The 15834-nt window shown below is 33.2% G+C and carries 14 protein-coding genes and 1 riboswitch; of the genes, 7 read left to right on the forward strand and 7 right to left on the reverse strand.

Annotated elements, in window-relative coordinates; genetic code table 11:
* Positions 1–122 precede the first annotated feature (122 nt).
* Complete coding sequence (locus CN692_RS02085; protein WP_098117363.1) at positions 123–1016, forward strand: L,D-transpeptidase family protein; 894 nt, start codon at positions 123–125, stop codon at positions 1014–1016.
* Between the two features lie 233 nt (positions 1017–1249).
* On the opposite strand, the gene CN692_RS02090 is transcribed toward CN692_RS02085, so the two are convergent.
* Positions 1250–2287: a M42 family metallopeptidase gene (locus CN692_RS02090; protein WP_098117364.1), complete on the reverse strand. Its 1038-nt coding sequence runs from the start codon at positions 2285–2287 to the stop codon at positions 1250–1252.
* Between the two features lie 310 nt (positions 2288–2597).
* Here CN692_RS02090 and CN692_RS02095 point away from each other — a divergent pair, with 310 nt between their 5' ends.
* Positions 2598–3155 (forward strand): hypothetical protein, encoded by a 558-nt coding sequence (locus CN692_RS02095; RefSeq protein WP_098117365.1) that lies wholly within the window; start codon positions 2598–2600, stop codon positions 3153–3155.
* Between the two features lie 227 nt (positions 3156–3382).
* On the opposite strand, the gene CN692_RS02100 is transcribed toward CN692_RS02095, so the two are convergent.
* Positions 3383–5101 carry an alpha-keto acid decarboxylase family protein gene (locus CN692_RS02100; protein WP_098117366.1) on the reverse strand — a complete coding sequence of 573 codons (1719 nt, stop codon included), beginning with the start codon at positions 5099–5101 and terminating at the stop codon, positions 3383–3385.
* Between the two features lie 218 nt (positions 5102–5319).
* Entirely contained in the window at positions 5320–6726 is a 1407-nt protein-coding gene (locus CN692_RS02105) for a PQQ-dependent sugar dehydrogenase (RefSeq protein WP_098117367.1), read from the reverse strand.
* Between the two features lie 188 nt (positions 6727–6914).
* Between CN692_RS02105 and CN692_RS02110 the strand changes: the two genes are divergently transcribed.
* Both CN692_RS02110 and CN692_RS02115 read left to right on the forward strand, forming a co-directional pair.
* Positions 6915–7241, forward strand: a complete 327-nt coding sequence (locus CN692_RS02110; RefSeq protein ID WP_098117368.1) for a YnfA family protein — start codon at positions 6915–6917, stop codon at positions 7239–7241.
* A gap of 94 nt (positions 7242–7335) precedes the next feature.
* Positions 7336–7710 carry a hotdog domain-containing protein gene (locus CN692_RS02115; protein ID WP_098117369.1) on the forward strand — a complete coding sequence of 125 codons (375 nt, stop codon included), beginning with the start codon at positions 7336–7338 and terminating at the stop codon, positions 7708–7710.
* Positions 7711–7836: 126 nt separating this feature from the next.
* Here the strand turns inward: CN692_RS02115 and CN692_RS02120 are convergent, their stop codons facing one another.
* Positions 7837–8112 (reverse strand): hypothetical protein, encoded by a 276-nt coding sequence (locus tag CN692_RS02120; protein WP_098117370.1) that lies wholly within the window; start codon positions 8110–8112, stop codon positions 7837–7839.
* Between the two features lie 149 nt (positions 8113–8261).
* Positions 8262–9779, reverse strand: a complete 1518-nt coding sequence (gene exaC / locus CN692_RS02125; protein ID WP_098117371.1) for an acetaldehyde dehydrogenase ExaC — start codon at positions 9777–9779, stop codon at positions 8262–8264.
* A gap of 162 nt (positions 9780–9941) precedes the next feature.
* Here exaC and CN692_RS02130 point away from each other — a divergent pair, with 162 nt between their 5' ends.
* Positions 9942–10760, forward strand: coding sequence for a YitT family protein (locus tag CN692_RS02130; protein WP_098117372.1), 819 nt, complete (start codon positions 9942–9944; stop codon positions 10758–10760).
* 71 nt (positions 10761–10831) lie between these two features.
* Here CN692_RS02130 and abc-f read toward each other — a convergent pair whose 3' ends face one another.
* Positions 10832–12667, reverse strand: a complete 1836-nt coding sequence (gene abc-f, locus CN692_RS02135; protein WP_098117373.1) for a ribosomal protection-like ABC-F family protein — start codon at positions 12665–12667, stop codon at positions 10832–10834.
* A gap of 378 nt (positions 12668–13045) precedes the next feature.
* Entirely contained in the window at positions 13046–13540 is a 495-nt protein-coding gene (locus CN692_RS02140) for an acyl-CoA thioesterase (RefSeq protein WP_098117374.1), read from the reverse strand.
* Between the two features lie 345 nt (positions 13541–13885).
* Positions 13886–14031, reverse strand: a riboswitch (cobalamin riboswitch).
* Positions 14032–14437: 406 nt separating this feature from the next.
* On the opposite strand from CN692_RS02140, the gene CN692_RS02145 reads away from it, so the two are divergent.
* Together CN692_RS02145 and CN692_RS02150 are read left to right on the forward strand one after the other, a co-directional pair.
* Positions 14438–15364, forward strand: a complete 927-nt coding sequence (locus tag CN692_RS02145) for a DUF4349 domain-containing protein (protein WP_098117375.1) — start codon at positions 14438–14440, stop codon at positions 15362–15364.
* A 152-nt stretch (positions 15365–15516) separates the two neighbouring features.
* A complete protein-coding gene (locus CN692_RS02150; protein WP_098117376.1) occupies positions 15517–15771 on the forward strand; it encodes a hypothetical protein in 255 nt (84 codons plus the stop codon).
* Positions 15772–15834 lie beyond the last annotated feature (63 nt).

The following is a 15834-nucleotide window of genomic DNA, read 5'->3' on the forward strand; positions in this document are numbered from 1 at the left end:
AAATTTTCCGGATAAGAAATTAATCTATTTTTTATTAATTTGAAATTTTTATTAGATAGGACAAGCCATCTCTACATAGTATATAAAGCTACGGACTTTTAAATATTGTTGGGGGGAAAAAATTGTTTAAGCGCTGTTTTATTTTTTTCTTAGTACTTCTTTTATTTTTGAGCACTTCTTTTGTTCGGTCTTATGCAGAAACGAAACCAGTTTCTCAATTTATCATTATTAACAAATCGATTAATAGATTAGCATTTTATGAAGATGGTAAATTAGTAAAAGTTTTTAAAGTTGCTACTGGTAAGAGCCAAGATTTAACTCCTGAAGGGAAGTTTAAAATCGTCGTTAAAATTGTAAACCGTCCTTACTATAAGGAAAATATTCCTGGTGGTGACCCGAATAACCCTCTTGGAAACAGGTGGTTAGGTTTAAATGCAAGAGGGACATGGGGTACAACCTATGCAATCCACGGAAATAACAACCCAAGTTCGATTGGGACTTACGCTAGTCACGGTTGTGTACGGATGTATGATGAGGAAGTAGAGTGGTTATTCGATCGTGTTCAAAAAGGGGCTACTGTTTTAATCACATCTTCTAACCAGTCATTCCAAGACATCGCCGTTGCAAATCATTTATTTGATGAAGATTCAGGAAGTGTCGTTGTAACAAAGCCAACTGATATTCCTACTAGTTTACAGCTTGGAAGCGTGGGTTCAGAAGTTGAATGGCTACAGGATACTTTAACAAAACTAGGCTACTCAACAAACGGAGTTGATGGCTATTTTGCTAAAGGTACAGATGAAGCAGTAAAGGCATTCCAAATAGATAATGGTTTAACTGCTGATGGTGTCGTTGGCGCAGGTACAAAAAAGATATTAATAGACAAACTCCAAGAAAAAACCCGTGAGTCATTATCCGCTTATTTTTATACGTATACAATAAAGAAAAATATTAATGTACTTGGGGAAGATCGATTTGATAGTACTTTAAATGGGGTTCAAAAATTATATTACTAAGCAACAGTAAAAGCCATTAGCTACTGACTAATGGCTTGTTTTTTTGCGGTGCCAAACTTTATCAACAAAAAAGACTGATTTATCAATAAAAATTAGCGTTTATCAATAAAAAACCATATTTTATCAATAAAGTTCACAGCTTTATCAACAATGTACACAAAGTGTTCGTATTTTCAACTAGCTATCTTTACAAACTAAAAGCTGTTGAATGAATCAACAGCTTTTTTACATAATTATTTCGTTAAATATAAATACAATAATTTCATCGTATTTTCCATCGCACTATAATGAGTTCTTTCCATACCGTGAGAAGCATGTACACCAGGTCCAATTAGTGCTCCACGAATATCCTGTCCTCCACGTAATGCAGCAACTGTATCAGATCCGTACATTGGATAAATATCGACCGCATAGCTAAGCTCATTTTCTTTCGCTAAATTGACTAAATCAGTTGTTATGTTGAAGTCATATGGTCCGCCAGAGTCTTTTGCACAAATAGAAACATCATATTCAGTACAGCTTAAATCATCACCAATACAGCCCATATCGACTGAGATTAATTCAGTAATATCAGATGGAATATAAGATGATCCATGACCAACTTCTTCATACGTTGAAATAAATAATTTCGTTGTATATGTAGGAACAATGTTTTCCCTTTTAAATAATTCAAGTAAACCAATTAAACAAGCAACACTTGCTTTATCGTCAATAAATCTCGATTTAATGAATCCGCTATCAGTAATTGTCGTTTTTGGGTCGAAGAAAATGAAATCTCCTGGGCAAATTCCAAGATTTAATACGTCCTCTTTTGACTTAACACATTCATCAATGCGAACTTCCATGTTTTCTGGATCACGTTTTTTTGTTTTACTATCTTCGAATACGTGAATCGATGGACTAGTAGATAAAAATGTACCTGTATAAATCTTTCCATCACGAGTTCTAATTTGACAATATTCACTATCAAGAGTTGGTACGATTGGCCCACCAATAATAGTGAATTTTAAAGTACCTTTACTTGTAATTGACCGAACCATCGCCCCTAATGTATCAACATGTGCAGATAATCCGATGACTTGCTCATTGCTTTTCCCTGGAATAGTAATGACTCCGCAACCTTTATTAGTTGTTTCGAACTCGTAACCAAGACTATTTGACCAAGACTGGATTAACTCCATAATGTCAAAACAGAAACCACTTGGACTATTAAACTCAAGTAATTGTTTAGCGGTATTTAACACATAATCTTTATCAATTTTAATATTCATAGTTCTCCCCTTCAATTTTTAAATTTTCATGCAATTCTCAACGTATTTATCATACATTTATTTATGTTTGTTATCAATAATATAGGAAAATTACTATGTTGATCGTTAGAGACCATCAAATATTAAAATGATTGTAAAAAATAAACTAAATCTTATCTACTATTTTCAATGTCTAGAAAACTGTCTGAGGTTGAAGTTAAATTCCGATTTTATCTGCTTCTAAAAAGTAAGAATGTATTACACTATATTCTATTTCATATAAATTATATAGATCTTAAATCGAAACTAAGCTTAAAAACGAGGTGAAAAAGTGTATTTTTTCAAGCCCATTTCTGATGAAATTCATTTATTTCAACTAAAGTTCAATAAACAGAGTAAAACGATGAAATTCATTTTAGTTGCTATTTTTGCTTGTATTGCTGCATTTTTTCAAGCTGCAGGTGGCTTTTTACCTGTTGTAGGATTATTTTTAAGTCCACTTGCCACTGCACCTATTCTAATTTGCTCCATGTTCTCCATTACAAATGGATTAAAGTCCTATTTTCTAACAATCATGTTATTACTCATCCTACAACCAACCGAACTTATTATATTTCCGTTTACAACAGGCTTATTAGGAATTGGAATAGGCACTTCTTTTTACTTTTTTAAAAAGAGATTAAGTATCATTCTAGCTGGAGCAATTCTATTAGTGTTAGGAATCATGAATCTATTATTTATTTTTCACTTTCCTGTTTTAGGTCCAGCCTTCTCTGATTCTTTTTCAACATTAACCGTTCTAATCATATTTATTTTTTCTTTTTTTTATTGCTGGTTATGGGTTGAAATTGCTTTAATTATTTCTAAGAGATTGGCTTTGTTAAATTAAAAGATATAATCGTACTCATGGAATTGTTATGAGTACGATTTTTCTTTTCCTTACTCTATATCGATAATAGATTCGACATAACCAACTATTGTTTAGTACATAGTTCCAGTTCCTTTGAGATGAACTTCCGCTTTTACTCTAAATTCAAGTTTTGGATAAATTTCTTTCCATTTATTGATTTCTTTTTTCATCATTCAGTATTTTGCTTGAAAACTCAAGAATTGTGATTATTTCTGCCTCTTTTGCATTGCCTGTGTCTCCATATAATTACGCATTTTTTTCATATTCTCTGGTGCGTCCCATGGATCTTCTACAATCATTTCAATCATACATAGTCTCTCGGAACATTCAATTTCCGCTTGGCTTATAGCCTGTTCAAGTTCTCCATATGTCCGAACAATTGCAGTAAACGCATTGCCTCCAAAAGCTTCAGCCAGTTTCGTATATGACCAACGTGGGATTTTATTGTATTTTTGATTTTTTGTTTTGACATTTAAATATTTTTCGATCGTATAACCATCATTGTTTAAGACGAAAATGATTGGTTTACAACCATAGTAGAGCATGGAGCTGATTTCTTGGGCCGTTAGCTGCAGTGAGCCATCACCTGTAAACAGCAACACCCGTCGTTCAGGCGCTGCGATACAAGCACCGAGCGTCGAGGGGGTTGCATATCCAATTGACCCCCAGCCTCCTTGTCCAATATATGTAACATTACTCTGCAGCCTTACCTCCGACATACCATTGTAGAACGTACCGATCTCAACGATCAAAATGTCGTCCTTTTTTAGTATGCGCTGTAAAATTGGATAATAGCCAGCCGCTTTCAAAGATTCATCTGTACTTAATGTGAACTGATTATAGGGAAATGACACTTTTCTTTGAAATCCAGTACCTTTGAAACCGAAATTTTGAAATGCATGAATCATATCTGTAGCAAAAACGTTCTGATAAACTGCCTCAGCGACTTTAACAAAGTCAGATTGAATATTAATAGTCACAAGTGAATTCAGTTTTGCGGTAAAGTTAGCTGTGTTAGTGTCTGCCATTACCATTCCGATAGCGATTATACAGTCTGCATTTTCTACTATACGTTGGACTTCTGAACAACCGAAAGAGCCTATATACATTCCGACATAACTAGGATGAGTTTCATCGAATGCTCCTTTGCCGAACATCATAGCGGCAACAGGTATATTCATAGCTTCTGCCAGTTGTAAAACTTCAGCCTGGAGGCCAAAACGCATAGTTTTTACATCCACTAAGATAACTGGCTGGTTAGCACGTTCGAGCAGTTGACGAGCATGATCAGTCGCAGCCTGTAGAGTTTTTGGATTAGACGTACGTAAAGGCGCTTTCGGCATTTCCCGTACTACAATCGGTTTGCTCACTAAATCATTAGCCACAACAAGGTAAACAGGTTGTTTCTTTTCTTTAGCAATGCGAATAGCAGTTGGAATTTCGATCATAGCATTCTCCGGTGTCAACACTGCAGAATAAGCCGTTATTTGCTCATACATATTACGAAAAACATGAAAATTTCCATCCATTAAAGTATGGTGCATCAGTTTGTGTTCATTTTGATCTTTTGTTGGAGGCGAACCAACAATATGGATTACAGGAATATTCTCGCTATATGACCCAGCTATCGGATTAGATGCGTTTAACTCTCCAACCCCAAATGTTGTAATAAGTGCTGATATCCCCTTAACTCTTGCATAGCCATCTGCAGCATAACCCGAGTTTAGTTCGTTCCGTCCTTCTATAAACTGGATTCCATTATATTGCTCTAAAGTATCGAGCAGTGAAAAATTATAGTCCCCTGCAACGCCAAAAATTTCTGTAATGCCCTCAAATTTCAAACAATCGAACAAATACTGACCAACAGTTTTTTGAGCTTTTCCAGTATGAGTGACGGGACTTTCTGTTTTATTCATTTTATCCATTACACGCTCACTCCATATTCCAATTGAGTTTTCCCATTTTTTTAATACCTTTTTATTCGTCCCCTTTCATTGAACAGGCTATTCGATATTTGTTTAATAATCTATCAAGTTTAAAATCCTTTTCGAATAGTAAATGTAACAATTAAACTTCACTCCACGCTAAAAAACCACAGAAGAATCTGCGGTTTTTTAAGTTCTGTATAAACTATTAACTAGATTCATGGAACGATTTCAAAAATAGTACCTTGATTATAATCAGTCACTTTTGTAGAACCATAAACACCTAAATACATTTTTGATTGATTTAAATTCGTACCTAGCCCAACATAGTAAGCTGGTTTGGACCCAAAATTATAATCGGTTTGAATGATACTGAAATCGCTTTGTTTACCATCAGGTCTTACTTTCGTATAAGCTAAAACACCTTTAATTTCTCCTTGTGTACCTTTCCGTGCTATATCAGTAAACACCACACTACCAGACAGACTAGGTATTTCATTCCCCATATATGCTTGGACTCCTGTAAGTGCAGTTCCTTCAAATTTATTCGTTCTTGGATCTTTGTGATAATAGCAAGTTAAAGGTTGTAGACGGCTAGCTGAAAGTTCTACTGATTCATTGTAATAAGCAATTGCATTCTCTTCCAAATTTGAAGTTTCATTACATGCGTTTATGATCGAAGTAGGGAAATTACCTTCCCAGCCTCGCCAACCAAAGTTAATAAACCCTTCCAAATTAGGTTCAGCATTTATATTAGCTTGAATCAGCTGAATAACAGGTATTGGTTTATATTGAATAAATGAATAAATTGACTCAACCATATCCTGACCAACATTACCTATATATTTAATAAATTGATTAGATATTCTTTGATATGAAATACCTGTTATGTTGCGAATCCCTTTTGCTATAACTGTGAGAGTTTCTTGAATAGTTGTTGGTAGTTCATTAAAACGAGTAACAACTGGGAGATGATCGACGATTGTATTTTTTCCTACATCAATTTCAATAATTTTGCCCGCGATTTCTAAATTGTTCTGGCTTAAGTTAAAAGGATCATAGCCTGAACCGCCATCTCCTGTCGTTAAAACAAGCTTTCCTGTTTCCGGTGAAAAGTTTAATGTATTAACACCATTATGATTTAAGAATGGTCTTCTAAATTTAAGTAATGTTCTCCGTATTTGGGGCTTGCCATTGGATTGCAAAACCCACTCCTCAACTGTATCGATATGATCAAAATGATTTTCCCTATCTTCCCATTTTAAGTTTAGTGTATTTGGCTCACATGGATTAGGTTTAAACGGTTCTGAGAGTGTACCCGGACCTTGAGAATCTGCTACTGAATAATGAAGATAAAACAATCCATTATGATAAAAATAAGGATGAAATGCTAGTCCTAACAGCCCACGTTCATCATAGCCACCTGAAGCACCTAGTTTTAATACCCGTGGCCGTAAATCTAAAAATGTCCTGATTTCTCCATTTCCTATGTAAAAAATCTCCCCTAGTTGAGTTGCAATAAATAATCTTTCAATGGAATCCCCTGGAAGAAATGTTGTCTTCATTACAGTCGGCAAATTAATATTACTAACAATAGGGCGTAAACCAACCTTTGCATCTACCATCTATTCTCCACCTACTTTTATCTGTTTTCTTCTATTAAAAATATGATTAGAACAGTTTCACTAGTACCGAAATTCAATTTAAGAGGAACGCTAAAGTTAGAAAAATAGTTTACCTTAGTTTTTATTGTTAAAATATGGTTATGTTCATTGAGCGTAAATTTCAACGAATTAGAGAGGAATGAGTATTTTTGATAACTGCAATATTTATTTTCTTATTAGCCGGTTTGGCAGAAATAGGTGGTGGATACCTTATTTGGTTATGGCTAAGAGAAGGACAATCAGCTTATTTAGGATTAATCGGGGGGATTATTTTAGCCGTTTACGGTGTCATTGCAACGTTTCAAATTTTCCCTACATTTGGTAGAGTATATGCTGCATACGGGGGCGTGTTTATCGTTCTTTCTATTTTATGGGGCTGGGGTATTGATAAAAAATCACCCGATTTATACGATTGGATCGGTGCTGCAATCTGTTTAGTCGGTGTGTCTGTCATTTTATGGGCACCTCGGAATTAAATTCCTATTCAAGCAGGATAGTACAATTGGAAATTGAACTATATAGTTAAGAAAATTAAAGCATTTTTTGATTATAGTTTAGGGAGTGGTAAAATTGGCTTTAAAAGTAGGCGATATTATTTCGTTTGAGCGAACTTTTACAGTAGAAGATGTTGAATTATTTACAAAGGTTTCTGGCGATGCAGGTGCTCATCATGTGACCCCTGATGAACAAGGTAGACTTGTCGTTCAAGGGTTATTGACAGCAACTTTACCAACCAAAATTGGTGGAGATCACAATGTACTGGCACGTTCAGTGAATTTTGACTTTTTAAGACCAGTCTTTACAGGAGATACAATTATTTGTGAAGTAACGATTGAAAAGTATGAAAAACAAGAGAATAGACTTTCGATCTTAGCCTCATTCCTATGTACGAATCAAAATGAGAAAAAAGTGTTGAGCGGAAGTTTTTCAGGAGTAATATTATAACCTCGTTTAACGGAAATCAATTTGATGTACCAATAGTTAACCGAAAAGACGATTACATGAATTTCAATTATTTCACAATGATTATACCAACACTTTGAGACTGTCTAACTAACAGTCTCTTAATTTTTAAGTTTGATATAGTGACTGTAATGCTTCATGTTCTGAATCTTTTTTTACATATATATCATATTGAGTATTCTCATCAAATTGCCTCCTATTTCTTAAATTCATCGGTACTTTCGTCTTATACTCAATGCCATTCTTTTTCAATTTACCAATAATAAGAAAATAGTTTTGGTAACCAAAAGTAGTATAAATTAACTTCCACTTTCGAATTAAATATAATTGAATAAAACTATAAAGAACAATTATTATAAATAAATAGATTACTAGATATAGCATACTAGTCCCTCCAATTAACATGTTTTATTAAGCATATTTAACTGCTACTAGTTTTTATGTATGTATTTTCGAAAATTATTATATTTATTGCAGCTTTTCTATTAGAACAAAAAACACTCCAGTAAATGCTTACCGGAGTGTTAGATTAATTAAAAGAATCCTAGTTTACTTGGAGAATAACTAACTAGCATATTCTTTGTATTTTGGTAGTGATCCAACATCATCTTATGATTTTCACGACCTACACCTGAGTTTTTATATCCACCAAAAGCAGCATGTGCAGGATATGCATGGTAGCAGTTTACCCATACTCGACCTGCTTCTATGTTGCGACCGAATCGATAAGCAGTGTCCATATCACGAGTCCAAACACCCGCTCCTAATCCGTATAATGTATCGTTTGCAATTTCCAACGCTTCTTCTTTTGTTTTAAATGTAGTAACCGATACTACAGGACCAAAAATTTCTTCTTGGAATACTCGCATTTTATTGTTCCCTTTAAAAATCGTCGGGTTTACATAGAAACCATCTTTTAATTCTCCATCAAGAACATTACGGCTACCACCAACTAAAACTTCTGCTCCTTCATTCTTTCCAATTTCAAAATAAGATAAAATCTTATTCAATTGCTCATGGGAAGCTTGCGAGCCGATCATTGTTTGAGGGTCTAATGGATTTCCTTGTTTAATCGCTTTAACACGTTTTACCGCGCGATCCATAAATTCTTCATAAATCGATTCGTGTATTAACGCCCTAGATGGACAAGTACATACTTCTCCTTGATTTAAAGCAAACATTGTAAATCCTTCAAGTGCTTTATCGAAGAATTCTTCATTCTCAACTACATCTTCAAAGAATATATTTGGTGATTTACCACCTAATTCTAATGTAACAGGAATTAAATTTTTTGAAGCATATTCCATAATTAAACGTCCAGTTGAAGTTTCACCAGTAAACGCAACTTTAGCAATTCGATTACTAGAAGCTAATGGTTTACCCGCTTCTAGACCAAAACCATTTACGACGTTGACAACTCCTGCTGGTAATAAATCTTGAATTAGTTCCATTAATACTAACACAGAAGTAGGAGTTTGCTCTGCTGGTTTAAGAACTACACAATTCCCCGCAGCTAAAGCAGGTGCAAGCTTCCATACAGCCATTAAGATCGGAAAATTCCATGGTATGATTTGACCTACAACTCCTAGTGGCTCCTTATAATGATAAGCAACTGTATCACCATCAAGTTCACCTAGTGATCCTTCCTGGGATCTGATACAGCCTGCAAAATAACGGAAATGGTCGATTGCTAATGGAATATCGGCTGCTAAAGTTTCACGAACAGGTTTCCCGTTTTCCCAAGTTTCAGCAACAGCAAGATATTCTTTATTCGCTTCCATACGATCAGCTATCTTATGTAAAATATTTGATCTCTCTGTGACTGACATCCTACCCCATTTTCCTTTTGCACGATGTGCAGCGTCAAGAGCTAGTTCAACATCCTCAGAAGTCGATCTAGCTACCTCACAAAAGACTTGTCCAGTTACAGGCGAAACATTTCCAAAGTACTGCTCTCTTACCGGTCTTACCCAATCCCCACCAATAAAATTGTCATAACGATTTTTAAACGTAATTAATGAACCAGATTTTCCAGGTGTTGCAAATACCATAATGATTCCCCCTTAATAGCTTGTCTATATAAACTATGAGATTCTACCTAAAACTATGACTATTAATCTATCTTTTATTTAATAGAAATATTTTGATTCAAATCTAATAATTAGGTAGAATGATAGAAGTGTTAAAAATCTGTTAGAAAATGAGGGGTAACTGTGCGTAAAAACTTCGTAGATATTATATATCTCCTTGTTGGATCAGCAATATTTGCAGTCGGTGTTAACTTCTTTGCAATACCGAATAAATTAGCTGAAGGTGGCTTTACCGGCATTACAATGATTACTTATTATCTTTTTAACTGGTCACCTGATGTCGTATATTTTGTTTTAAATGCTTCGTTGTTAATAGTTGGATATAGGTATTTGAAGAAGCAATTAGTTTTATATACAGTTATTTCAATTGTAGCTATTTCATTTTTCCTACGTATTACTGACGGTTACGGTGTACCAACAAGCGAGACATTATTAGGTACTATTTTTGCTGGTGTATTAATTGGGCTAGGGTTAGGAATTGTCTTCCGCGCAGGAGGTACAACAGGTGGTTCCACTGTTCTTGCACAAATGGTCCATCAATCGTTTGGCTGGAGTATTAGTATATCTTTACTTGCCTTTGATTTAGTTGTCGTATTAGGTGGCTATTTTGTAATCGGTTTTGAAAAAACACTGTATACCGTCATTTCAATTTATATTGGTATTAAAGTAATGGATTATGTTATGGAGGGAATAAATCCGAAAAAAGCAATTACGATTATTTCTGACCAAGCAAATGAAATTGCACAGATCGTATCAAATGAATTGAATCGTGGGGTAACAATCTATCCAGCAAAAGGACATTTCTCAGGTTTAAGAAAAGAGTCATTATACATAATTGTGAGCAATAAGGAATTGTTTGAACTAAAAAAAATAATTCACACAATCGACCCAAAAGCATTTGTCGTTATTCATGATGTAAATGATGTATTAAAAGCGAGCTAAAACGATTATGTATAGTTAAACAAAAAAACAAATCACTTTAGTCATTTACCTAAAGTGATTTGTTTTTTTACTTACACCTCTTGTTTCCCGTTTATTCCTGATTCTAAAATTTGATTTATGTTTTCTAATTCTTTTTGTAACATTACGATTTTTGTAATTTGAGCTTTCTTTTCTTCATCGGTTTCGATTTCTTCCGCACTCAATGCAGCAATTTCTAGTTGTAACCTAATTCGTTCATTTAATAGAGATTGTTGATTGTTTGAAATGCTTTGTCTACCGTTCCATTCCGCAAAAGAACCTTTGAATTCATAAAGATTACCATTTTCGATATGAATTACACGATTTGAAACTTTTTTTAGTAAATAAGAATCATGAGAAACAACTACAACGGCTCCAGGATACGCAGCTAATGCTTCCTCAATTCGTTCTCTCGTGTGAATGTCTAAATAGTTTGTCGGTTCGTCAAGAACAAGTAGATTTGAGTCTGAAAAATATAGTTTTACGAAAGCAACTCTACACTTTTCCCCCATACTTAATTGAGCAATATTTTTATAAACATCCTCTCTTCTAAAAAGGAAGCAAGCCAGTATTGTCCTCGCCTCTGTTTCAGTCATATTTGGAAGAGATAAAATTTCATTTAAAATCGTAGAATCTTCATTTAACGCTTCGAGCTCTTGCATAAAATAACCTATTTTTAATTGAGGATTATGTCGTACGGACCCATTACTCGGAATCAATAATCCCGTTAATAATTTTAAAAATGTAGATTTTCCAGAACCATTTTTACCTATTACAGCTAATCGATCTTCTCGACCTAACAGAAAGTCAACTTGGCTAAATAATGATTTTTCAGCGTATGAGAAATCTACTTTTTCAAAGGTAATCATTTGCTTTGCAGTGAACGTTTCATTTTCAAAGCTAGCTGCGATTGTCTTAACTTCTTTCGGTTTCTCTACTTTTCTTTTTTCTAATCGTTCTAAATCCTTTTCCTTTGATTTAAATCTTAATGCGTTTTTTGCAGCTTGTTTCTTGGCAAAAGGATCACGTTCACTCGCTGCATTATGCGAGGTTGTAAACCATTGTTTATATTGATTGATCGTTTCGATTAACTTTTTCTTTTCCGCTTCTTGTTTTTCATATTGAGCTTGCTGGGTTTTTCGCTCATGTTCTTTTTGTATTTTATACGCTGAATAGCCACCATTATACTTAAATGTGCCAGCGTGCGTTAATTCAACTGTAACGAGCGCAACATCATCAATGAATTGTCGCTCATGTGATATAAAAAGCACACTACCTTTAAAGTTTTTTAACCACTCAGTTAACCATTGAATCGACTCTGTATCTAGATGATTTGTTGGTTCATCTAAAATTAATAGCTTTGGTTGTTTCATCATCACTTTCGCTAATTTAACTTTTGTTTTTTGTCCACCACTTAAATGACTGAACGAAATATTCCATAACTCTTGCGGTAATTGAAATTTCTTTAATACTTGATCTATATTATTTTCAAAGTCATATCCATCTAATTCTAAATACTTACTTAAATATTCATTATATTTATCAAGATTTTTTTCATTAGATAGGTCAAGCGATAGCTTTTCTAAATTCTTCTTTATTAAATAACGTTCTTGATCAAATGATTCGATTACTTCCCTTGCTGTAAGTAATTCCTGGTCTTCTTCATCTGTTAGAAGCCAACCTATATCATCTTTTGAATATTGAATTTGCAATAACCCTTTATTAAGTGGAATATTTCCTAAAATTGCATTTATAAATGTTGATTTCCCAACTCCATTTTCACCAATCAAAGCAACTCGTTCGCCTTCTTTTAGTTCTAAATTTCCATTTTTAAAAATTGTCATTCCGTTTAACTCTATCTCAATGTTCGATGCTTTTATAATAAACATATACTTCACTCCATCCGATTTAAAAATATTCCTCTGTTTTTAGCCCAGAGAAAATAAAAACACACAAGCAGTATCTGCCTGTGTGTAAATTGGATGTAATTTAATAAGCCTAGTACATACTAAAAAGTATATACAAAGTTTAGTTAGTATTAAATAAACCATTTTTTTAATTGAATGGATTTACTTAATATTCATTATGGGCTCAAAAAATAGACATACTTATCCAATTTCTCTGTTTTCAGGCAGAGTACTTTTTTGCTATATAATTCTTTAGCTTTAAAAGTTATCGGATATTGTACATAGTGTCTAAATTTGATGCCTCCTTAAAAATATTAATTTAATCTTAGCTTACTTTTAGTATGATTTCAATCATTACTTTTATTCTTTCCAAATTAATGCCAATTCCTTACTTAGTTTTTTTCTTAATTGGCGACTTTCTAAACGCTTAAATGCTAATTGCTGTAATTTAATTTCTTCTTCAGTTTCTGGTATTGCCTCTACTACTTTATGAGGTTTTCCATCTTTTAGTGCAACAAAAGTTACAAAACATGTTGCCGCCACTCTTTTTTCACCTGAAAGAAGGTCTTCTGCAGTAGCTCGTACAAATACTTCCATTGAGCTTGAGCCTGTTAAGATGACAAATGATTCATAATAAATGCAATCACTTTCGCGAACTGGACATAGAAACTCGACTGAATCCATCGATGCGGTTACACATTCCATTCTCGAATGCTTTGTTGCTGAAATAGAAGCAATTAAGTCCATTGCTGCAAGCATCTTTCCACCGAATAATGTACCATGGTTATTTAAATCAGTTGGAAATATTCTACTACTATCAAATACTCTGGATTCTTTAACGTATCTACTGTTCATCGGTTTCTCCCTACTTTTAATTAATTGAATTATGTATTTCTCTAATTTTTTTGATTTTACCCAAGTTAAAATTCATCTTTTTTTGTCTCATGGCGAGTCTTTATTTCAAATTCAGGCTTGACCCAATTTCATCAATTCTTTCAACTTTGCTGTCTTACATGTTTAATTTCCATCGTTTTTTGCATATAAAATTGGAAGTTTCATAAATTCCCCTAAAAAAATAAAAAGCATTTTCATCTCAAAAAAGATAAAAATGCCTTAAGATCGTTGGAAAACATAAAATAATGACAATACTTTAAATTAAGCTTTCTTTCAAAAGGCACCTCCCTATCTCTCGTAGGTCAAACAGCGTCGTTAGAATAGGCAGGTCTCCTGACTTTAGAATTTTCATCTATTACAGTGGCGGGACCGCGTTGGAATTTCACCAATCTTCCCTTTTAAGTAAATGAATTAATAAGAATTTCATTTACACCTATTCCCTACTATTTAGTTTTCATTATTTTGTCATAAAATACAAAAATAGTCAAAATATTTATTTCTTTTCCAAAAATATTAATATTCATTCATTATATCTTAATAACTTTTCTATTAAACAAAAGTAACTAACCATAGAATTGCATGTGGTTTTTCATACTAATAAATATACTTAAAATGTTCAAAAAATGGTTTAAATACCACATTTTCCCTTACTTCTATTTATGGTATAGTAGGTTAAATTAGAAATTTTTAACAAATATAAAATCTGCAACTAAAAAATAATTACTATCGCAATCGAATGTTTGATGAAAGATTAGGAAATAAAGGGAAGGAATACAAACAAAAATTAAACAACTAACCAAACTAATTACGGATCTTTCCAACCCTTAAATTCGACCTACATATGAGGTGATTAATTTCATGTTAATTTATCGTCGTTTTTTTAAAAACTTATTTTTAATACTACTTGTATGTTTATTCGTTTCTGCATGTTCAAATCCTGACTCAAAAAAAGAAATAAGTAGTATGTCATCAAAATCGTTAAAACAAGATCAGAGGGGCTTTGTAAATAACACTGATGCTTCGGTCAGAGATCAAAAAAAGCAACCTTTCGAACAACTTGAAGCTAGTAATCGCAAATTAGTAAAAACAGCTGAATTACAGCTCGAAACAAAGAAATTTGATAAAACCATTTCAGCTCTTGAAAAATCAGTTAGTAGTTCGAGCGGCTATATCGAATCGAATCATATTAGCGGAACATCCATATTGGAAAAGTACTCTAGAAACAACTCTGAGCAATCTCCATCAAGAACTGCAAATTATACAGTAAGGGTTCCATCAACAAATTTAAATGAATTCCTAAATAATTTAAATAAGATTGGAAACGTAATTTCAAAAACGGTTTCAACTGATGATATATCCAATCAATACTTTGACACAGAAACGCGTATGAAATCATTAAAAATTCAAGAAGACCGTTTATTGAATTTATTAAAAAAAGCTGGCTCTTTAAAAGACATTTTAGAAATTGAAAAGCAATTAACTGATGTTAGATACGAAATTGAAAGTTTAACAACAACTTTAAAAAGTTATGATTCAGCTGTAAACTACAGTACAATCAATCTTTTTATTAATGAAGTTTCATCGATTACTGATACAACTCCTCCAAAAACGATAGGAGACCGGATTGGTGTAACATTTAAACAAAATGTTGATGCAATCGTAAGTGGATTTAAAAATACGACAGTTTTCTTGATTGGTAATTCTCTTATGATTATTATTTGGTTTGCGATCATTGCAGTTGGTTATTTTATAACGCGGAAAGCCATAAAAAAATATCAATTATAAAACATACCTAAATAGTTTTAAGATAGCATTCTTAAGAATAGAATTTAGTTAGATAGAATAAACCTTTTACCATTTCTCAATATTAGTATCTATTTTACTAATCAGTTTAATAAGTTAGTTTAAAAAACAACTTATAGAAGGAGAACTATTATATGAGTCATCTCTTATTAAGTAGACTAGGTAATTGGAAAATACAAATTCATTGCCACGCTGGTATTCGAACTGTAGGAAATGAGAGAGAAGTTCTTTTACTTGATGAAGAACATGAAAAAATTGCACACTTTTCAATTGATTCAAAAGGAGCCTTTATAATCCTTCAAATCCCTTGGGGTGGCTATGTGAAAATTAAAGAGGGCTATCAAACAATTGTTGTACATATTCCTTATGAAGAAGTTGCGGAAGAATAATTGTCTTTATTATTGATTTAATAACTTGAAAAAAGAGTGTGCCATTTTGATATTGGCACACTC

The sequence above is a fragment of the Bacillus sp. AFS002410 genome (assembly GCF_002556365.1).
Lineage (GTDB): Bacteria > Bacillota > Bacilli > Bacillales > Bacillaceae_G > Gottfriedia.